We start from the raw sequence: 20,602 nt of genomic DNA on the forward strand, positions 1-20,602 counted from the left end.
CATACGCTGAAACGATGACCGCACCCGACGCCAGCCGCACCGCGGTGTGGCCGGTGCTGTCGATGGTGGCCCTGCTGGCCGGCATCACCGCCGCCGGCATCGGTGCGCTGTCGTTGGCCGACGCGCTGACGGCGACCGGGCTGCCCGATCCCGGGTCCGTCACCACGCTGGGCCTGCCATTCGTGCAGGCCGCAGGCGAGATCGCGGCCGTTCTGGCGGTGGGCTCGTTCCTGTTCGCGACATTCTTCGTCCCACCGCAGGACAACGGAGTTCTCGACGTCGCCGGCTACCGCGCGCTGCGGATCGGGGTCGCCGCATCCGGGGCGTGGGCGGTCTGCGCGGCGCTGATCGTCCCACTGACCGTTTCGGACGTCTCCGGTCAGCCGTTGCGCGAGCACCTCAACCCGGTGCAGCTGTGGTCGGTGGCGAGCCTGGTCGACACCGCCGGCGCCTGGCGCTGGACGGCGTTTCTGGCATTGGCTGTCGCCCTCGCAGGCCGGGCGGTGTTGCGTTGGTCGTGGACGCCGTTGCTGCTGGCCGGTTCGCTGATCACGTTGGTGCCGCTCGGCTTGACCGGACACTCGTCGGCCGGCGGATCCCACGACGTCGGCACCAACAGCCTGATGATCCACCTGCTGGCAGGCGCCCTGTGGGCCGGCGGATTGCTGGCCCTGCTGGTGCACGCGCTGCGCGGCGGCGAACACGCCGACCTGGCTGCGCGACGGTTCTCCGCGGTGGCGTTCTGGTGCTTCGTGGCGATGGGCCTGTCCGGGGTGATCAACGCCTTCGTCCGGATTCGGCTCGGCGACTTGTTCTCCACGGACTACGGCTGGCTGGTGGTGGCCAAGATCGTCGCGCTGTGCGTGCTGGGTGCGATCGGGTGGCGGCAGCGCCGCGGGCCGGTATCCGCGTTGCAGGCCGACCCGCAGGCCCGCGGTGTGCTGATCCGGCTGGCGTCGGTAGAGGCCCTCATTTTCGGCCTCACATTCGGCATCGCAGTGGGTCTGGGGCGCACCCCGCCGCCGCCCCCGCTGGTGGCCAACCCGTCGCCGGCCGAAGTCGGGATCGGCTACGACCTGGCCGGTCCGCCGACCGTCGCGCGGATCCTGCTGGACTGGCGCTTCGACTTGGTCTTCGGCACAGCGGCGCTCGTGTTCGCCGCGGTGTACCTGGCCGGCGTGATCCGGTTGCGTCGCCGCGGTGACTCGTGGCCACCGGGCCGGACGTTGGCCTGGCTGCTGGGCTGTGCGGCGCTGCTGTTCACCACGTCGTCCGGTCTGGGCCGCTACATGCCGGCCATGTTCAGCGTGCACATGACGGCGCACATGCTGCTGTCTATGTTGATCCCAGTCCTGCTGGTGCTGGGCGCTCCGGTGACGCTGGCGCTGCGGGCGCTGCCCGCGGCGGGCAAGGGCAACCCGCCGGGGCCGCGCGAGTGGCTTCTCGACGGCCTGCACAGCAGGTGGTCGCGGTTCTTCACCCACCCGGTCGTGGCAACGATCGTGTTCGTCGCGGGGTTCTACGGTCTCTACTTTGGTGGCATCTTCGACGCGGCGGCCGGCCTGCACGGCGCGCACGTGCTGATGAATCTGCATTTCTTGGTCAGCGGCTACCTCTTCTACTGGGTGGTGATCGGCGTCGACCCCACGCCGCGCCCATTGCCTGCGGTGGCCAAGATCGCGATGGTGTTCGCCTCGCTGCCGCTACACGCCTTCTTCGGTGTGGTGATGATGGGCATGGATCAGGTGCTGGGGGAGAGCTTCTACCGTTCGCTGAAGCTGAGCTGGCATACCAACCTGCTCGCCGATCAGCATCTCGGTGGCGGAATCGCTTGGGCGGCAGGTGAAATCCCGCTTGTGGTGGTGATGATCGCGCTGTTGATCCAGTGGAGCCGAAGTGACCGGCGCACCGCCAAGCGGCTCGATCGTGCTGCCGAGCGCGACGATGATGCCGATCTGGCCGCCTACAACGCGATGCTGGCCGAGATGGCGCGCCGGGAGGGAAACCGCTGACGGGCGGGAACTGGTTCGGCGATGGGTGTCATGCGTGGGTGTCGGGGAAACCCAGGCACCGGCAGGCCACTCGAGCCAGATCCCGCGCGGCATCGCCTGTCGGCATTGTGGGCATGACGATGTGGCTAAGTGAAAGCCGCACAACACTTTCGACCATCAGCTGAGAATCCGCGGCCGCCAGCGAAGGCCATTGAGCGCTCACCCATCCGCCGAAAACCGCCATGCCACGGTTGATCAACGGATTACCACGCGTCGTGATGAGAGGTAGCAGGGACAGATCGCCGTGATCCGGCGCGCGGGTCAGGATCGTCTGCAGCAGCGGATTGTCCTGTGCGACATCGAGGATGTAGTTGCTCGCCTCTTCCACGGCGCTGAAGAGGTCGCCGGGGTGCAGAGCCAGCCGCGCCTGAACACCGTCGAAAAAGATCGACGTCTCGCGCTCGACGAGAGCTGTGCCCAGGTCGTCTTTGGTGCCGAACTCGGCGTGCAGGCTTTGCCGGCTGATGCCGACCGATTTCGCGATCGAGCCCATCCGCACCGCCGACCAGCCCCGGTCGAGCACGATCTCGCGGGCGGTGTCCAGCGCAAGCTCTCTGAGTCGGGCGCGACTGAAAGCCCGGGTCTCGGCGCGAAGGTCGACGACAGTCACGGCTCGAAGTCTATCGTGCGCGACAAAACACGCACATCGTTAACTGCGATTGACAATTTACTGAAAGTGTCAGACTCTGGCATAGGTCACGCCCCGAGTCGTCGCGTGTCTGGCCACGGTCCCGTGGCGCCCTTGTCGTGAAGGAGAACCGTGTTGACCAAGCCGGAAGCCGGCAGCGTGAGCAGAATCGCCACCGCGCTGGAGGCCTGTTACACGTCGATCGAGGGCCTGTGCGCTGATCTGAGTGACGCCGACTGGAAGGCGCAGTCGCTGTGCCCGGACTGGGATATGCGCGCCGTCGTTCAGCACGTCGTCAGTATCGAAGCGGTGATGGCCGGCTGGGTACCGCAGGACGACGCCACCCCGCCGCCGTTCGAGCGGGCGGGGGAGTTTCTGGCTGGGACCGACGATCCGGCCACGCTCGCTGAGAAGGTCACCGCGGTCTTCGCCGAGCGCAGGCGGGAGCTGAGTTCGCTGACGGCCGCCGATCTGGATCGGCCGTCGTGGATGCCCACCGGGCGCGGGACTTACGGCCGGTTTTTGGAGATCCGGGTGTTCGATTTCTGGGTTCACGTGCGCGACATCACGATTCCGCTGGGCCGCTCCACCGACGACGGCGGTGTCGCGGCGGAGATCGCGCTGGGGCAGGTCGAGAGCTCGATCGGTTACATCGCCGGCAAGAAGGTGGGCGTGCCTGAGGGCAGCAGCATCGCCTTCCGGCTGACCGGACCGCTGGTGCGGGAGATCAATGTCGCGGTGGATGGTCGGGCCAAGCAGGTTGGGCACCTGACTGATCCGACTGCGGTGCTGACCACTGACTCGACCACGTTCATCATGCTGGCGTGCGGGCGCATCGATCCGCAGGCCCAGATCGATTCGGGTGCGGTGAGCTGGACCGGTGACGCCGAGCTTGGTGAGCGTGCCGCCCGCAACCTGCGGTTCACGATGTGAGCGGGCGGCCGGAGTTCGTCGACTTCCATTTCGATGTGATGTGCCCGTACGCCTACCAGACGTCGCTGTGGATCCGCGAGGTGGCGGATCGGACGGGGCTGGTGGTGAACTGGCGGTTCTTCAGCCTCGAGGAGATCAACCGCAAAGAGGGCAAGAAACACCCGTGGGAACGGGACTGGTCCTACGGCTGGTCGATGATGCGCATCGGAGCCCTGTTGCGGCGGCAGTCCATGGCGGACGTGGAGGCCTGGTATCAGCGTGCCGGCCGTGCCCTGCACGTCGAGGGGCATAAACCGCACGATCCGGCGGTGGCGCGACACCTGTTGGCTGAGTTGGGTTTTGATCCGGGGTTGGTGGATCAGGCGATCGCCGATCCCACCACCGGCGATGAGGTGCTGACCGACCACAACCGCGTCGTGGCGGCCGACGGCTACGGTGTGCCGACACTGTTCTTCCCCGACGGCCAGTGCTTGTTCGGCCCGGTGCTGATCGACCCGCCCACCGGGGAGGCGGCCGTGCGACTGTGGGACGCCGTCGTCGCGTGGACGGAATTCCCGCACCTCTACGAACTCCAGCGCCCCAAGACACCCGCCGATGAACAGCTGATCGCCGCGACGTTCCGCCCATACCTGGAAGCCCGCGACTGGGTGTCGATCAACCGGGGCGAGGTCATCAACGTCGGCGATGGGGGAGTGCAGCGATGACAGGAAGCGGCCTGGCCTACGACAGGCGCGGCGCGGTCGCTGTCGTGACGATCGACGATGCGCCCTTCAACCGGATGTCGTTTGCGTTCATGGATTCACTGGAGTCACTCGTCGCCGACATTGCCGCCGACGAGCAGATCCGCTCGGTCGTCCTCACCGCCGCGGGAGACCAGAACTTCTCGGTGGGCATGAATCTCAAAGAGTTGACCGGCTCCCTGGGTCAGCCGGCCGAGCTCGACGAGATTTTCGATCAACGGCTACGTGTGCTCTCGGCGATCGAGAACATGGACAAACCCTGGATCGCAACACTCTTCGGCAATTGTCTCGGGGGCGGCCTGGAACTCCCACTGGCCTGCCACTTCCGGCTTGCCGCTGACGACGGAGCGAAAATCGGTCTGCCGGAACTGCATCTGGGAACGGTTCCGGCTTGGGGCGGAAGCGCGCGGCTCGTACGACGCATCGGTCGCGACCGCGCGATCGATCTCATTCTGCGGGCCAAGACCGTCTCGGGCCCGGAGGCGCTGGCCCTGGGTCTGGTCACCGAGGTCTGGCCCAACGCCGAACTCAAACAGCGGGCCCTGGATCTCGGCGACGAACTCGCGGGGCAACCGAGGAGCGCGGTGGCCGCGATGCTGCGGTGTTTGGTGGCCAGTGAGGACAAGACCCTCGCCGAATCTCTGCACGACGAGCGAGCCGCCGTCCACGCCACACTGGGCAGCCCTGACATGGTCGAGGGTCTGACGGCTTTCCTGGAGAAGCGGCAGCCCCGGTTCAATCGGACGCGCGAGACGCAGGCGGATGTCACCGGCTGAGGTGGTTGTCCACAGTTCGGTGTTCGTCCACAACTTTCGGTGATCGACGGCGGCCTCGTCATCTGGCTGTCGGTGAGCTGCGGCCCACTCAGTGGGCACGGCATCACTCATCGAAAGGACCCAAGCCATGTTCGAAACCCATCTGACCGTCGTCGGCCGCATCGTCACCGATCTCCGCCGCCGCGTCGTCGGCGACCAGGAACTGATCAGCTTCCGGGTGGCCAGCAACTCCCGGCGCCGCACCGGCGACGGCACCTGGGAGCCCGGCAACTCCCTGTTCATCACTGTTAACTGCTGGGGCAAGCTGGTTACCGGCGTCGGCGCCGGCCTGTACAAGGGCGCCCCGGTGATCGCCGTCGGCGACGTCTTCACCAGCGAGTACGACGACAAAGAAGGCGTCCGGCGGTCATCGCTGGAGATGCGGGCCACGGCGGTCGGCCCCGACCTGTCGCGGGCGATCATCCGCTTCGAGCAGCCCCAGTCCAAGCCGGCCGAACCGGCTGAACCGGTCGACGCCGAGCCGCTCGCCGGGGAACAGTCCGACGCTGCCGACGATGTCGAGGAGACGGCGGATCTGGCCTTCTCGGCGTAGAGCAGGCGGTGGCCGCGCTGGCCTCGTCCAGCGCGGCCGCGAGGCCAAGTCGCGGCGCGCCTAGGATGGTCGGCGAGTATTTCACGACAAAAACGGAAGGCACCCCCGCGGCAATGGCCGAATACATCTACACGATGCGCAAGGTCCGCAAGGCACACGGCGACAAGGTCATCCTCGATGACGTCACGCTCGCCTTCCTGCCCGGAGCCAAGATCGGCGTCGTCGGCCCCAACGGTGCGGGTAAGTCCAGCGTGCTGAAGATCATGGCCGGCCTGGACCAGGCCAACAACGGCGACGCGATGCTGGCGCCGGGCGCCACGGTCGGCATCCTCATGCAGGAGCCGCAGCTCGACGAGACCAAGACCGTCCGGGAGAACGTCGAAGAGGGTGTGGCGATCAAAGCCAAGCTCAACCGGTACAACGAGGTGGCCGAGCTGATGGCCACCGACTACACCGACGAGCTCATGGACGAGATGGGCAAGCTCCAGGAGGAACTGGACGCCGAGGACGCCTGGGACATCGATTCGCAGCTCGAGCAGGCGATGGACGCGTTGCGCTGCCCGCCGCCAGACGAGCCGGTGACGCATCTGTCCGGTGGTGAGAAGCGTCGGGTGGCGCTCTGCAAGCTGCTGCTGTCCAAGCCGGACCTGCTGCTGCTCGACGAGCCGACCAACCACCTCGACGCCGAGAGCGTGCTCTGGCTCGAACAGCACCTCGCCGCCTACCCGGGCGCGATCCTGGCCGTCACCCACGACCGGTACTTCCTGGACAACGTCGCCGAGTGGATCCTGGAACTCGACCGCGGCCGCGCGTATCCGTACGAGGGCAACTACTCGACGTATCTGGAGAAGAAGGCCGAGCGCCTCGAGGTGCAGGGCAAGAAAGACCAGAAACTGCAGAAGCGCCTCAAGGAGGAACTCGCCTGGGTGCGCTCCGGCGCCAAGGCCCGCCAGGCCAAGAACAAGGCCCGTCTCGGCCGGTACGAGGAGATGGCGGCCGAGGCGGAGAAGACCCGCAAGCTCGACTTCGAGGAGATCCAGATCCCGGCTCCGCCGCGACTGGGCAACGTGGTGGTCGAGGTCGACCACCTCGACAAGGGGTTCGAGGGCCGCACCCTGATCAAGGACCTCTCGTTCACGTTGCCCCGCAACGGCATCGTCGGCGTCATCGGCCCCAACGGTGTCGGTAAGACCACCTTGTTCAAGACCATCGTCGGACTGGAACAGCCCGACAGCGGCACCGTGCGGGTCGGCGACACCGTCAAGCTGAGCTACGTCGACCAGAGCCGCGCCGGCATCGACCCGAAAAAGACGGTGTGGCAGGTGGTTTCGGACGGCCTCGACTACATCGAGGTCGGCCAGAACGAGATCCCGTCGCGGGCGTACGTCTCCGCGTTCGGGTTCAAGGGACCCGATCAGCAGAAACCGGCCGGCGTGCTCTCCGGCGGTGAACGTAACCGGCTCAACCTGGCGCTGACCCTCAAAGAGGGCGGAAACCTGATCCTGCTCGACGAGCCCACCAACGACCTCGACGTCGAAACGCTGTCCTCGCTGGAGAACGCGCTGGAGAACTTCCCGGGCTGCGCGGTGGTGATCAGCCACGACCGGTGGTTCCTGGACCGCACCTGCACGCACATCCTGGCGTGGGAGGGCGACGACGACAACGAGGCCAAGTGGTTCTGGTTCGAAGGCAACTTCGGTGCCTACGAGGAGAACAAGATCGAGAGAATGGGAGCCGACGCGGCTCGTCCGCACAGGGTCACCCACCGCAGGCTCACACGCGACTAATGTTGGCGGCTGCGGACCAGCGTCGGTTCGCACGCTGATCAGGAGTCGCAGGTATGACGGTTGATCCCAAAGCTGCCGAGTCACTGGGTGAGGCCTACCTCGCCACCTATCGCGGTCCGCACGGCGGGGCCCCCGACGTCGACGCCACCGATACCGGCCCGCTGGTGGCCGCGGCCAACGAGCAGGCGGTGCCCGCCGAGCTGATCGCCGCGCAGGAACAGCTGGCCGGCGTCCGCTCGGTCGGCGAAACCCTGGTCGAGGTCTATCCCGGCGACGACCCCCGCGGATTCGGGCCCGCGCTGCAGATCGTCACCGACCAGGCCACCATGCTGCTGGATTCGGTCACGGTGCTGCTGCATCGGCTCGGCGTCAGCTACGTCGCGCTGATGAACCCGGTGTTCCGGGTGCGGCGCGGTGCGACCGGCGAGCTGCTCGACGTGCAGCCCTCCTCCACCGACGACCTCGAGCCCGGCGGGATCGACGAATCCTGGATCCACGTCCAACTCTCGCCGTCGGTCAACCGCAAGGCCCTGGCCGAGGCGGAGCGGATGCTGCCGATGGCAGTGGCCGATGCCCGGCAGGTGGCGCTGGATTCGGTCGCGCTGGCCGGCGCGCTGCACGACCTCGCCCGCGACATCGACGCCGATTCCGGTACCCGATTCCCCGGGCCCGACCGCAGCGACGTGGCCGCGCTGTTGCGCTGGCTGTCCGACGGCCACTTCATCTTGCTCGGCTGCCAGGACTGCACGGTGCGCGACGGGGTCGCCACTGTCGTCGAATCCAGCAGGCTGGGTGTGGCGCGGCTGCGCACCGAGGTCCTTCCGGAGCTCACCAGCCCCGGTGACCTGCTGGTGCTGGCGCAGGCCACCATGCCCAGCTTCCTGCGCTACGGGGCGTACCCGTACATCGTGGTGATCCGGGAACGTGCTGGTGAGCAGGACATCGAGCACCGATTCGTCGGGCTGTTCACGGCGGCGGCGATGAGCGCCAACGTCCTTGACATCCCGCTGATTTCACGGCGGGTGCGCGACGTGCTGACAATGTCGCAGAGCGATCCCAGCCACCCCGGGCAGCTGATGCTCGACATCATCCAGACCATCCCGCGCTCCGAGCTGTTCTCGCTGACCGCCGAGCAGCTGCTCGCGATGGCGACCTCCGTCGTCGACCTCGGCTCGCGCCGCCGTGCCCTGCTGTTCCTGCGCGCCGCCCAGCTCGGCCACTTCGTATCCGCCCTGGTGTACCTGCCCCGTGACCGCTACACCACCGTGGTGCGGCTGGCCATGCAGGACATCCTGGTGCGTGAGTTCGGCGGTCTGAGCATCGACTACACCGCGCGGGTCAGCGAATCACCCTGGGCGGTAGTTCATTTCACTGTACGGCTGCCGGACAACTCCACACGTGAGTCGATCGACGACAGCGAGCACAATCGCACCCGGGTGCAGGGCCTGCTCACCGAGGCCCTGCGCACCTGGGGTGACCGGCTGATCGGTTCGGCGCGGACCGGCAAGATCGACCAGGCGATCGCCGAACACTACGCCGAGGCGCTGCCCGAGACATTCAAACAGGCCGTCACCTCGACTGAGGCGATCACCGACATCGGCTTCATCGAAGCGCTGCAAGAGGATTCGGTCAAACTGCAGTTCGAGAAGGGCGACGAGGGCAATGAGGCCTTCCTCACCTGGTACCTGGGCGGATCGACCGCGTCCCTGAGTCACCTGCTGCCGATGCTGCAGTGCATGGGGGTGCTGGTGCTCGAGGAGCGCCCGTTCACCGTGGTGCGCCCGGACGGGTTGAAAGTCTGGATCTACCAGTTCAAGATCCGGCCGGATGCGTCCATTCCCGATGCCGCCACCCCGGAGGAGTGGGACGCCACCGCGCAGCGTTTCGCCGACGCCGTCACCGCCATCTGGCAGGGGCGTGCCGAGATCGACCGGTTCAACGAACTGGTGCTGCGCGCCGGACTGACCTGGCAGCAGGTCGCTGTGCTGCGCGCCTACGCGAAGTACCTACGGCAGTCGGCTTTTCCCTACAGCCAGTCGCACATCGAGTCGGTGCTCAACGGCAATCCGGGCACCGCGCGGTCACTGGTGACCCTCTTCGAGGCGATTTTCGACCCGGACTCCGCGGACAAGGGCCTGGACGCGCTCGCCGCGGCCGACGCGGTTGCCGCCGACATCGATGCCCTGGTCAGCCTCGACACCGACCGGGTGCTGCGGGCGTTCGCGACGATGATCCAAGCAACGCTACGGACCAACTACTTCGTCACCAGTCCCGACTCGGCGCATGCCCAGAACGTGCTGTCGTTGAAGCTCGATCCGCAACTGATCGACGAATTGCCGCTGCCCCGACCGAAGTTCGAGATCTTCGTGTACTCACCTCGGGTCGAGGGTGTGCATCTGCGATTCGGTCACGTGGCACGCGGTGGCCTGCGCTGGTCGGATCGCCGGGAGGACTTCCGCACCGAGATCCTGGGCCTGGTCAAAGCGCAGGCCGTCAAGAACGCGGTGATCGTGCCGGTCGGCGCCAAGGGCGGATTCGTCGTCAAGAAGCCACCCGCGCCCCTCGGCGACGCCGCCGCGGACCGGGATGCCTTCCGCCACGAGGGAATTGCCTGCTACCGGCTGTTCATCGCAGGGCTGCTCGATGTCACCGACAATGTCGATCGGTCGACCGGACAGGTCATCACCCCGCCCCGGGTGGTCCGCCGCGACGGCGACGACGCATACCTCGTCGTCGCCGCCGACAAAGGCACCGCCACCTTCTCCGACATCGCCAACGACGTTGCCCAGTCGTACGGTTTCTGGCTGGGCGACGCGTTCGCCTCCGGCGGTTCGGTCGGCTACGACCACAAAGCCATGGGCATCACCGCCAAAGGCGCCTGGGAGTCGGTCAAACGGCACTTCCGGGAAATGGGTGTGGACACCCAGACCCAGGACTTCACCGTCGTCGGGGTGGGCGACATGAGCGGCGACGTCTTCGGCAACGGAATGCTGCTGTCACACCACATCCGGCTGATCGCCGCGTTCGACCACCGGCACATTTTCATCGATCCCGACCCGGATGCGGAGCGGTCGTGGCAGGAGCGGCGTCGGCTGTTCGAGCTGCCCCGGTCGAGCTGGGAGGATTACGACGCCAGCCTGATCAGTGCGGGCGGCGGTGTGTTCAGCCGCCAGCAGAAGTCGATTCCGGTCAGCCCGCAGATGCGTGCGGCGCTCGGCCTGCAGGGCGACGCCGACGAGGTCACCCCGCCGGTTCTGATGAAGGCAATCATGCAAGCCCCGGTGGATCTGTGGTTCAACGGCGGCATCGGCACCTACATCAAGGCCGAGTCCGAAGCCGAAGTCGGTGACCGCGCCAATGACACCATCCGGGTGAATGGAAATCAGGTGCGCGCCAAGGTGATCGGTGAGGGTGGCAACCTCGGGGTCACCTCACTGGGCCGGGTCGAGTTCGATCTGTGCGGTGGTCGCATCAACACCGACGCCATGGACAATTCCGCCGGTGTGGACTGCAGCGACCACGAGGTCAACATCAAGATCCTGGTGGACTCGCTGGTCACCGCGGGCAAGGTGAGCGCCGACGAGCGCACCGAGCTGCTGGCCTCGATGACCGACGAGGTGTCGCGGCTGGTCTTGACCGACAACGTCGACCAGAACGATCTGATGGGCACGAGCCGGGCCAACGCCGCGACGCTGCTCAACGTGCACGCCCGCCAGATCGTCGAGCTCGAGCAGCGGCGTGGACTCAACCGCGGGCTGGAGGCGTTGCCGTCGAACAAGGAGATCCGCCGCCGCCAAGAGGTCGGCATCGGGCTGACCTCCCCGGAGTTGGCGACCCTGATGGCCCACGTGAAGCTGGCCCTCAAGGACGACGTGCTCGCCAGCGAACTGCCCGACCAGGAGGTGTTCGCCGCGCGGCTGCCGCAATACTTCCCGAGCCAGCTGCGTGACCACTTCACCACCGAGATCCGCGGCCACCAGCTGCGCCGGGAGATCACCACGACGATGTTGGTCAACAACGTGGTCGACACCGGCGGCATCACCTTCGCCTACCGGGTCACCGAGGACACCGGTGTGGGATACGTCGACGCGGTCCGCACGTTCGTGGCCACCGACGCGATCTTCGGGATCACCAAGGTCTGGCAGCGCATCCTCGACGCGTCGCGCGCCGGGTTGCCGATCAACGTCTCCGACCGGATGACACTGGATCTGCGCCGCCTGCTCGACCGGGCGTCGCGCTGGCTGCTGAACTACCGGCCGCAGCCGCTGGCGGTCGGTGCCGAGATCAACCGCTTCGCCGCGACGCTGGCCGAGCTGACGCCGCGGATGTCGCAATGGCTGCGCGGTGACGACAAGGCGATCGTGGCCAAGGAGGCCGGCGAGTTCGAGGCGCACGGCGCTCCGGCCGATCTGGCCTACACGGTGGCCACCGGCCTGTACCAGTACAGCCTGCTCGACGTGATCGACATCGCCGACATCGTCGACCGGGATCCTGCCGAGGTCGCCGACACCTACTTCGCCCTGATGGATCATCTGGGCACCGACGGTCTGCTGACCGCGGTGTCCGGACTCCCTCGCGACGACCGCTGGCACTCGTTGGCGCGCTTGGCCATTCGCGACGACATCTACGGGTCGTTGCGGGCTCTGTGCTTCGACGTGCTGGCGGTCGGCGAACCCGAGGAGACGGGGGAGGAGAAGATCGCCGAGTGGGAGCACACCAACGGATCGCGGGTCGAGCGGGCACGTCGCACGCTTGCCGAGATCTACGCCGACGATGAACGTGACCTGGCCACGCTGTCGGTGGCGGCACGCCAGATCCGAAGCATGACCAGGACGAGTGGAACAGGATCAAGTGGTTAACGGATTCACCACCGGCGTGCACGTGCGCTGGTCGGACATCGACATGTATCAGCACATCAACCACGCCACGATGGTGACGATCCTGGAAGAGGCCCGGGTCGACTTCCTGGCCGAGCCGTTCGCCGAGGACATCACCACCATCGGTTTGCTCATCCATGAGGTCCAGGTGCTCTACAAGGGTCAACTGCGGTTGGAAGACTCACCGCTGCAGGTGACGATGTGGACCAAGCGACTGCGCGCGGTGGACTTCACCCTCGGCTACGAGGTGCGTTCGCTCAACGCCGCGCCGGACTCGCGGCCCTCGGTGATCGCCGAGACGCAACTGGCTGCCGTGCACATCAAAGAGCAACGGCTGGTGCGGCTTTCACCCAAGCATCGGGAGTACCTGCAGCGCTGGCAGCGATGAGTGCCGGCGGGCAGGAGCGAAGCGACCCGGGGATGAAACCCGAACGAAGCCTCATCATCCCCGACGCTGTGGTCCGCAGCGATCTGGCGGTGTTCGTCGAACACGCGCTGCGCCTGGACGAAGCCGCGGTGGTCCGGCTGCGCGCCCGAACTGACGGCGTGGTGACGGCCTGGGTTGCCACCGGGTTCGATGTGCTCGCCGTACGCGCAGTTGCCGGCGAGGTCAACCCAGCCGACTTATCCTGCGGGGCAGACGAATTAGCCCGCGGCCTGCGTAACCCCGAGGTGTCCGGCCGGGTGGATCCCGGCTTTCCGATGGATTCCGCGTGGCGCGGCGTACTGCCGCCGGACACCGGTTTCACCCACCTCGACGATGTGCCGGCCGCTGTGCTGATCGATCTGGCCCAACGGGGTGCCGACCTGGCCAAGGAGCACAGCAGCGCGCACGGACCGCCGGCGTCACTGCTGGATCAGGACGTGCTTCAGGTGAGTTCGGGTGACGCCGAGGTGGGCGTGCCGATGCGGTGTGTGTTCGCTTTGACCGCAATGGGATTCATGCCGGAACCGCCGGGCGAAGACGAGATCGTCCGGGTGCGGCTGTCGCCGACGTGGTTGCGGATCGACGCGCGGTTCGGGTCGGTGTATCGCCGGCGCGGCGATCCCGCGCTGGTGCTGCGTTAGTATCCGCGCGTGGCTGACAACGTCCACGGCACCCTGCCGTTCTGGAGCCGCCCGGCCGCCCGGGTGACGGTCGGGGGTGCGGTCGGTGCGGTCGTGACCGCCGTGTTGTGGCGCCACAACGGCATGCTGTCGTTGCTGGGCGGGTGGACGGCGCTCGCGCTGATCTTCACCGGCTGGACGTGGCTGGCGCTGTGGGGCTTCGACCACAAGGAGACCAAGCAGCACGCCAGTCAGGAGCAGCCGCTGCCGTGGGTCGTGACGGCCCTGGTGCTCGGTGGCGCGGCCGCCAGCCTGGTCGGGGTCTGGGTCCTGTTGGGCCGCAGCCAGGATGCCGCAGGCGGGGTCCGCCACGATTCGGGTGCGGGCTGGATGGCGGTCGGCAGCGTCGTGCTGTCCTGGCTGACCATCCACACACTGTACGCAATCATCTACGCCAAACACTATTTCGACCCCAAGCAGCCCGGCGGAATCGATTTCAACAGCCCGCCGGGCCACAAGGACCAACCCTGCTTCAAGGACTTCTTCTATGTCGGCTTCGCCGTCGGGATGAGCTTCGCGATCTCCGACACCAACCTGACCTCGACCCGGATGCGGGCCACCGCGCTGGGCCATGGACTGCTGTCGTTCGTGTTCGGCTCGATCATCGTCGCGTCGGTGGTGAACCTGCTGGCCGCGGGCGTCTAACCGGTCACGATCCACGCCGCGGAGTCCGGCGGCAACTGCCCGCCGGCCAACGGCGCACTGGATACGAGCACCTCGCCGGCCGGCAGTTCTAGTGGGGTGCCGCCGGTGTTCAGCACGCACAACACCCCGGCCGACAGATACGCCAGCGCGTCCTCGCGCAGCTGCAGCCACTCCACGTCGAACTCGGTGAAGTGAAAGTGGCTGTGCCGCAGCCGCAGAATCGTGCGGAAGAAGAGCAGCGTCGAATCCGGTTCGGCGAGTTGGCGTTCGACGGTGAGCGCGGACCACTCCGGCGGCATCGGCAGCCAGGTGTCCGGGTTGGACGAGAAGCCGAACGGCGGTGTCTCACCCGACCACGGCATCGGGACCCGGCAGCCGTCGCGACCGCGTTCGGTGTGCTTGGAGCGTTCCCACACCGGGTCCTGCAGCGCGTCGTCGGGCAGTTCGACGTTGGGCAACCCCAGCTCTTCCCCGTTGTAGAGGAACACCGCACCGGGCAGCGACAGCATCACCATCGCCATCGCGCGGGCACGGGCGAGTCCGGCGGCGCCGTCACCGTAGCGGGAGACCTCGCGCTCGACGTCGTGGTTGGACAGCGTCCAGGTCGGGCTGGCGTCGGCCAGCGCCGCGGCAGCCAACGCGTTCTCGATCGCGCCGCGGATACTGGCCGGGTCGAATTCGGCTCGCACCAAACGAAAATTGAAGCCCATGTGCAGTTCGTCGGGCCGCAGATACTTGGCGAAGTCCGCGTTGTCGAACACCCAGATCTCGCCGATCGTCACCGCATGGGGATAGTCGTCGAGCACCGAGCGGATGCCGCGGTGGATGTCGTGCACGCCCTCATGGTTGAACCGGGGATCGTGATCGTCGAGGGTGAGCATCTCGACGTCCGGGTTCGTCATGTCCGGCAGGCCGGGCGGCTTGGCCATGCCGTGTGCGACGTCGATGCGGAAGCCGTCGACCCCGCGGTCCAGCCAGAACCGCAGCGTCTTCTCCAGGTCGGAGAACACTTCGGGGTTGTCCCAGTTGAGGTCTGGCTGTTCGGCGTCGAACAGGTGCAGGTACCACTGGCCGTCGGCGACCCGGGTCCAGGCCGGCCCGCCGAACACCGACACCCAGTTGTTGGGCGGCGTCCCGCCGTCCGGTCCCAGGCCGTCGCGGAAGATATAGCGTTGGCGCTCAACACTTCCCGGTGCCGCGGCGAGTGCCGCCTGGAACCAGGCGTGCTGGGAACTGGTGTGGTTGGGCACCAGATCCATCGTGATACGGATGCCGCGGGCATGCGCCTCGGTGATGAGCCGCTCCAGCGCGCCGAGACCGCCGAAGAGCGGGTCGACGTCGCGGGGGTCGGCCACGTCGTAACCGTGGTCTGCCATGGGGGAGACCATCACCGGGTTGAGCCAGATGGCGTCGACGCCGAGTTCGCTCACGTGGTCGAGGTGGGCGGTGACGCCCTCGAGATCGCCGACCCCGTCACCGTTGCTGTCGGCGAAGGAGCGGGGATAGACCTGATAGAAGATCGCGTTCGTCCACCACGGGACGGCTTCGGTCATCGGTGTCCTCTAGAACGGGGAGTTGACCATCGACTGCGCGGCCATCTCGAGGTAGGCCAGCAGCTCCCGCCGGTGCGCGTCATCGAGCGTCTGGGAGTCGATTGAGGCTACCGCGGTGTGCATACAGCGCAGCCACGCGTCGCGCTCGATGAAACCGATCTTGAACGGGACGTGGCGCATCCGAAGCCGGGGATGCCCGCGAAGGTCTGAATAGGTCCGCGGGCCGCCCCAGTACTGCTCGAGGAACATGCGCAGCCGGACCTCGGCATCGTCGAGCTCGTCGGGGGGATACAGCGGAAGCAGCACCTCGTCCTCGCGAACCTGCTCGTAGAAACGGGACACGATGGTGCGGAACGTTTCATGGCCGCCCACGGCGTCGTAGAAGGTCTGCCCATCCCCGCTGGCCTGAGTCTCGGTCACCTCACCATTGTGTACGGCTGCCTCTCGCGCGCCGCACGTCACCCGATGTTCACGGATTTGACCTGCGAACACGGGACAAATAGTCGTGCGCACGCGGCGGATCCGTGGTGGACTGGATGCCGGAGGACGCATGTCGCAGCGCAAACGGAACCGCGGTCACCGCGCCGCGGCGGGCCCGATCGGGTCCGTAGCCGGTTCCAGCCTGCACGCCGACCCTCACATACCCGGCCCGGCCGACGGATCAGTGTGGGGACGTCGCCGGGTGCTGTTGCTGAATTCAACCTACGAACCGCTGACGGCGCTCCCCATGCGCCGGGCAGTGATCATGCTGCTGTGCGGCAAGGCCGACGTGGTGCACGACGACCCGACCGGGCCCGTGATCCACTCGGCGACGCGGGCGATCGTGGTGCCGTCGGTGATCCGGCTGCGCAGCTTCGTCCGGGTCCCATACCGGGCGCGCATCCCGATGACCCGGGCCGCGTTGATGCACCGCGATCGGTTCCGCTGCGCATATTGCGGGGCCAAGGCCGACACCGTCGACCACGTGGTGCCGCGCAGCCGCGGTGGTGAGCACTCCTGGGAGAACTGCGTGGCCGCCTGCGGGACGTGCAACCACCGCAAGGCCGACAAATTGCTGAGCGAACTGGGCTGGACACTGCGGCTGGTGCCGCTGCCGCCGAAGGGCCAGCACTGGCGGTTGTTGTGCACCATCAAAGAACTCGACCCCGCTTGGGTGCGCTACCTGGGTGAGGGCGCGGCCTGACTGCTACGGTTTGCAACGTGAATGCTGCCGTCATCCACGGTCTATTCGTGGGCATCCCGTTTGGGCTCGCCGCTGTGCTGGCCTTGCTGTTCATCCCCGGCAAGAGCAAGCACGCCAAGACCTACAAGCTGTCCGAACCTTGGACGCACGCTCCGATCCTGTGGGCGGCCGTCGACGAGGTGGTTCCCGGCGGTGGCCATCACGGTCACGGCTCGGCCGAGGTGAACGTGGGAGGTGGAGCAAGTGGCAAGTGGTGACCACGGCACCGCGGTAGCGACCGTCGATCCGGCCAACCTGCCCTATGGCTGGGCGGTGACCACCAGCGGGCGCCTGTCCGGGGTGACCGAACCGGGCGAGCTGTCGGTGCACTACCCGTTCCCGATCAGCCAGCTGGTCGAACTGGACGATGCATTGAAGTACGGCAGCCGGCAGTCCAAGGCCCGCTTCGCCGTGTACATCGGCGACCTGGGCAGCGACACCGCGGCCCGCGCTCGGGAGATCCTGGCCGATGTGCCGACTCCCAACAACGCCGTACTGCTGGCCGTGTCGCCGGATCAGAAGGCCATCGAGGTTGTGTACGGCGCGGACGTGCGCGGCCGTGGTGCCGAGTCGGCCGCCCCGCTCGGGGTGTCGGCGGCTGCGTCGGCATTCAAAGAAGGCAACCTGATCGACGGCTTGGTCAGCGCCGTGCGGGTGATGTCGGCGGCCATTTCCAGGCCGTAGCGATTTCGGCGCGCAAACGTGCGCTCAGCGCACGCGAGCGCGCCGAATCACCCCAGCAGCTCGGCGCGGATGCGCACATACCGCTCGAGGAACAGACGTTCGTCGAGCCGCTTGCGGCGCAGCCAGCCGGTGACCTCGTCATTGCACTTGCTGGCGTTGCACGCCCCGCAGGCGGGCACCACATTGTCGATCGTGTAGCGGCCGCCCCGCGATATCGCCATCACGCAGTCCCGTTGCAGCGGCTTACCCGTCGCCCCGCAGTACGCGCAGCCGTTCCAGGCGAGCTTCAGCGTCGCCCACTGCTCCTCGGTCAGATCGTTGACCACCGCTTTCACCCGTCGGGTGCGTCGGCGCGCCGCGCGCGCTCGCCGGGTGTTCCTCGCCGCCATGGCGTGATTTTGGCAGCGGGAGATCACTGCGCGTCGAAGGCGCGCGCTTTCAGTGAGCGTTCGGTACCGGCCCGGCCTTCGAGCACGAGCCTGCGCAACGCCGTCGGCAGCTCCCCGGCCAGGAAATTGTCCGCGGCCAGCAGGGCCTCGGAGCTGATGTCCCACGACGGGTACAGGCCGATCACCACGGTCTGCGCGACCTCGCTGGAGCGGCGCTCCCACACCCCGGGAATCGCCGCGAAGTAGCGTTCGGTGAACGGCTGCAGCAGCGCGCTCTGTCCGGTCTGGACGAACCCGCCGATGATCGCGCGTGCGGTGATGTTCGGCAGGGTGTCGTCCTCGATCACCTGCTGCCATGCCGCATTCTTCACGTCGAGCTGCGGGCGCGCCGCCGCCGCCGCGGCCGCGTGCCTGCGACCGGCGGCGGTCGGATCGCGCTGCGCTTCGGCGTCGATGAACGGTGTCTGGACGCCGTCGCCGTCGATGTCTCCGGACGCGGCCAGTGCCGTGACGATGCGCCACCGCAGATCGGTGTCGATCACCAGGCCGGGCAGATTCACCTCGGCCGGCTCGTTGTCCAGCAGGGTCGCCAGGACCGCCACGTGATGCAGCTGCAGCACCGACGAGCACAACGCGTTGACGAAAGCGAGCTGATGGTCCGACCCGGGGGAGGACTCCCGCGCCAGGTCCAGCAGCCGGTCGGCGAACGCCGGCCATCCGTTGGAGCACGCCCACTGCGGATCGGCGTACGAGTTCAGCGCGGTCTGCGCCTGCAGCAGCAGCCGCTGCGCCACCCCGACCTCGGTCTCGGCCTGAACGCCACTCATCACCAGCGCCACGAAATCGCGGGCCTTCAGTTCGGCGTCGCGGGTCATCTCCCACGCCGCCGACCACACCAGCGTCCGCGGCAGTGGCTCGTCGATATCGGCGATGCGGCTCAGCGCGGTCCGCAGCGAATCGTCGTCCAGTCGCAGCGAGCAGTAGGTCAGGTCATCGTCGTTGACCAGAACCAGCTTGCCGCGGGAAACCCCCTGCAGCGCGGGCACTTCGGTGACGGGCCCGGAGATGTCGAGCTCTTCGCGGTGCACCCGCACCAGCTTGCCGGTAGTCGGGTCGTCGTCGTAAACACCGACCGCCAGCCGGTGCACCCGGGTCTCGCCGGCCCCCGGCGCCGCACCGCCCTGATTGATCACGAACCGGGTGAACCGGCCCTCGTCGTCGACATCGAAGTCGGCACGCACGGTGTTCAACCCGGTGGTCTTGAGCCACTGACGGCCCCAGTCGGACAGGTCGCGCCCGGACGCCTTTTCCAACGCACCCAGCAGGTCGTCGAATGTGGCGTTGTCGAAGGCGTGGGCGGCGAAGTAGTCACGCAGGCCGGCCAGGAAGTGCTCCAGCCCGACGTAGGCGACGAGCTGCTTGAGCACGCTGGCGCCCTTGGCGTAGGTGATGCCGTCGAAGTTGACCTCGACGGCGTGCAGATCCGGGATGTCGGCGGCGACCGGATGGGTCGACGGCAGCTGGTCCTGGCGGTAGGCCCACGACTTCTCCACATTGGCGAAGGTGGTCCACGCCTGGTCGTACTCGGTGGCCTCGGCCTGGCACAGCACCGAGGCGAACGTCGCGAACGACTCGTTGAGCCACAGGTCGTCCCACCACGTCATCGTCACGAGATCGCCGAACCACATGTGCGCCATCTCGTGCAGGACCGTCTCGGCCCGGCGCTCGTAGCTGTAGCGCGTCACCTTCGACCGGAAGACGTAGTCCTCCAGGAACGTCACGGCCCCGGCATTCTCCATTGCGCCGGCGTTGAATTCGGGCACGAAGAGCTGGTCGTACTTGCCGAACGCATACGGCACGCCGAAGTTGCGGTGGTAGAAGCCGAAGCCCTGCTTGGTTTCGGTGAACAGCCGCTCGGCGTCCATGTACTCGGCCAGCGACGAGCGGCAGAACAGCCCGAGCGGGATCTCGCCGTGCTCGTCGGTGTAGACGTCGTCCCAGCGCGCGTACGGGCCGGCGATCAGCGCCACCAGGTAGGTGCTCATCCGCGGGGTGGTGGCGAAGGTGTGCTTACCGTCTTCGACGGACACCGTCGCGCCGTTGGAGATCACCTGCCAGTGCGACGGCGCGGTGACCGTCACGTCGAAGGTGGCCTTGAGGTCGGGCTGGTCGAAGCAGGCGAACATCCGCTTGGCGTCCGCGGTTTCGAACTGCGAGTACAGGTACACCTCGCTGTCGACCGGGTCGACGAACCGGTGCAGACCTTCACCGGTGTTGGAGTAGCGACAGTCCGCGTCGACCACCAAGACGTTGGTCTTCTCCAGGCCCTGCAGCGCGATGCCGGTGGACTCGTCGTATCCGGACACGTCGATGTCGACGCCGTTGAGCACCGCACTGTGCACGGTGTCGGCCGCCAGGTCGATGTACGTGTCGGCGCCGGGCAGCGCCTCGAATTCGACAGTCGTCGTGGATCGGAAGGTCGTCTCGGAGCCGGTCGTCAGGTCGAGAGCGATGGAGTAGTTGCCGACGGTGACCAGAGCAGCGCGCTCGATGGCCTCGTCACGAGTCAGGTTGGGTAGTGCCACTCGTCCAACCTAGCGGCAGTGGGAACAGTGTTC

18 protein-coding genes are annotated in these 20,602 nt (G+C 67.1%); 13 read left to right on the plus strand and 5 right to left on the minus strand.

Annotated features, from left to right (window positions below; all coding sequences use genetic code 11):
• Positions 1-14 precede the first annotated feature (14 nt).
• On the plus strand, positions 15-2,012 hold the full coding sequence (locus D3H54_RS09835) for a bifunctional copper resistance protein CopD/cytochrome c oxidase assembly protein (protein ID WP_149378882.1): 1,998 nt from the start codon (positions 15-17) through the stop codon (positions 2,010-2,012).
• A gap of 28 nt (positions 2,013-2,040) precedes the next feature.
• Here D3H54_RS09835 and D3H54_RS09840 read toward each other — a convergent pair whose 3' ends face one another.
• Positions 2,041-2,661 carry a TetR/AcrR family transcriptional regulator gene (locus D3H54_RS09840; protein ID WP_149378883.1) on the minus strand — a complete coding sequence of 207 codons (621 nt, stop codon included), beginning with the start codon at positions 2,659-2,661 and terminating at the stop codon, positions 2,041-2,043.
• A 150-nt stretch (positions 2,662-2,811) separates the two neighbouring features.
• Between D3H54_RS09840 and D3H54_RS09845 the strand changes: the two genes are divergently transcribed.
• From D3H54_RS09845 to D3H54_RS09885, 9 genes are all read left to right on the plus strand, one after another.
• Entirely contained in the window at positions 2,812-3,612 is an 801-nt protein-coding gene (locus D3H54_RS09845) for a maleylpyruvate isomerase family mycothiol-dependent enzyme (RefSeq protein ID WP_286199192.1), read from the plus strand.
• Positions 3,609-4,316, plus strand: coding sequence for a mycothiol-dependent nitroreductase Rv2466c family protein (locus D3H54_RS09850; protein ID WP_149378885.1), 708 nt, complete (start codon positions 3,609-3,611; stop codon positions 4,314-4,316). Before D3H54_RS09845 ends, D3H54_RS09850 begins: the two co-directional genes overlap by 4 nt.
• On the plus strand, positions 4,313-5,128 hold the full coding sequence (locus D3H54_RS09855) for an enoyl-CoA hydratase/isomerase family protein (RefSeq protein ID WP_149378886.1): 816 nt from the start codon (positions 4,313-4,315) through the stop codon (positions 5,126-5,128). The genes D3H54_RS09850 and D3H54_RS09855 overlap by 4 nt, the downstream gene beginning before the upstream one ends.
• A gap of 127 nt (positions 5,129-5,255) precedes the next feature.
• The gene (locus tag D3H54_RS09860; protein WP_149378887.1) at positions 5,256-5,720 is read left to right on the plus strand and encodes a single-stranded DNA-binding protein; all 465 of its coding nucleotides are present in this window, start codon (positions 5,256-5,258) and stop codon (positions 5,718-5,720) included.
• Positions 5,721-5,833: 113 nt separating this feature from the next.
• On the plus strand, positions 5,834-7,507 hold the full coding sequence (gene ettA, locus D3H54_RS09865; RefSeq protein ID WP_149378888.1) for an energy-dependent translational throttle protein EttA: 1,674 nt from the start codon (positions 5,834-5,836) through the stop codon (positions 7,505-7,507).
• A 53-nt stretch (positions 7,508-7,560) separates the two neighbouring features.
• A complete protein-coding gene (locus D3H54_RS09870) occupies positions 7,561-12,366 on the plus strand; it encodes an NAD-glutamate dehydrogenase (protein WP_149378889.1) in 4,806 nt (1,601 codons plus the stop codon).
• Positions 12,359-12,772, plus strand: coding sequence for an acyl-CoA thioesterase (locus D3H54_RS09875; RefSeq protein ID WP_083120214.1), 414 nt, complete (start codon positions 12,359-12,361; stop codon positions 12,770-12,772). Before D3H54_RS09870 ends, D3H54_RS09875 begins: the two co-directional genes overlap by 8 nt.
• Positions 12,773-12,804: 32 nt before the next feature.
• On the plus strand, positions 12,805-13,452 hold the full coding sequence (locus D3H54_RS09880) for a DUF8185 domain-containing protein (protein WP_149378890.1): 648 nt from the start codon (positions 12,805-12,807) through the stop codon (positions 13,450-13,452).
• 9 nt (positions 13,453-13,461) lie between these two features.
• Complete coding sequence (locus D3H54_RS09885; protein ID WP_286199193.1) at positions 13,462-14,136, plus strand: DUF1345 domain-containing protein; 675 nt, start codon at positions 13,462-13,464, stop codon at positions 14,134-14,136.
• Here the strand turns inward: D3H54_RS09885 and D3H54_RS09890 are convergent.
• Both D3H54_RS09890 and D3H54_RS09895 read right to left on the minus strand, forming a co-directional pair.
• Positions 14,133-15,689, minus strand: a complete 1,557-nt coding sequence (locus D3H54_RS09890) for a glycoside hydrolase family 13 protein (RefSeq protein WP_149378891.1) — start codon at positions 15,687-15,689, stop codon at positions 14,133-14,135. The two genes, D3H54_RS09885 and D3H54_RS09890, sit on opposite strands and share 4 nt — an antisense overlap.
• 9 nt (positions 15,690-15,698) lie before the next feature.
• The gene (locus D3H54_RS09895) at positions 15,699-16,109 is read right to left on the minus strand and encodes a globin (protein ID WP_149378892.1); all 411 of its coding nucleotides are present in this window, start codon (positions 16,107-16,109) and stop codon (positions 15,699-15,701) included.
• Between the two features lie 130 nt (positions 16,110-16,239).
• Between D3H54_RS09895 and D3H54_RS09900 the strand changes: the two genes are divergently transcribed.
• Genes D3H54_RS09900 through D3H54_RS09910 form a run of 3 tightly spaced genes read left to right on the plus strand, consistent with a single transcriptional unit; the run spans position 16,240 to position 17,595 of the window.
• On the plus strand, positions 16,240-16,872 hold the full coding sequence (locus D3H54_RS09900; RefSeq protein ID WP_149378893.1) for an HNH endonuclease: 633 nt from the start codon (positions 16,240-16,242) through the stop codon (positions 16,870-16,872).
• A gap of 17 nt (positions 16,873-16,889) precedes the next feature.
• Positions 16,890-17,129: an aa3-type cytochrome oxidase subunit CtaJ gene (gene ctaJ / locus D3H54_RS09905; protein ID WP_149378894.1), complete on the plus strand. Its 240-nt coding sequence runs from the start codon at positions 16,890-16,892 to the stop codon at positions 17,127-17,129.
• Entirely contained in the window at positions 17,116-17,595 is a 480-nt protein-coding gene (locus tag D3H54_RS09910) for a DUF5130 domain-containing protein (protein ID WP_115320786.1), read from the plus strand. Before ctaJ ends, D3H54_RS09910 begins: the two co-directional genes overlap by 14 nt.
• 47 nt (positions 17,596-17,642) lie before the next feature.
• On the opposite strand, the gene D3H54_RS09915 is transcribed toward D3H54_RS09910, so the two are convergent.
• Both D3H54_RS09915 and pepN read right to left on the minus strand, forming a co-directional pair.
• On the minus strand, positions 17,643-17,984 hold the full coding sequence (locus tag D3H54_RS09915) for an HNH endonuclease (RefSeq protein ID WP_149378895.1): 342 nt from the start codon (positions 17,982-17,984) through the stop codon (positions 17,643-17,645).
• 23 nt (positions 17,985-18,007) lie between these two features.
• Positions 18,008-20,569 carry an aminopeptidase N gene (gene pepN, locus D3H54_RS09920; RefSeq protein WP_149378896.1) on the minus strand — a complete coding sequence of 854 codons (2,562 nt, stop codon included), beginning with the start codon at positions 20,567-20,569 and terminating at the stop codon, positions 18,008-18,010.
• Positions 20,570-20,602: the final 33 nt, after the last annotated feature.

Source organism: Mycobacterium sp. ELW1 (genome assembly GCF_008329905.1).
Lineage (GTDB): Bacteria > Actinomycetota > Actinomycetes > Mycobacteriales > Mycobacteriaceae > Mycobacterium.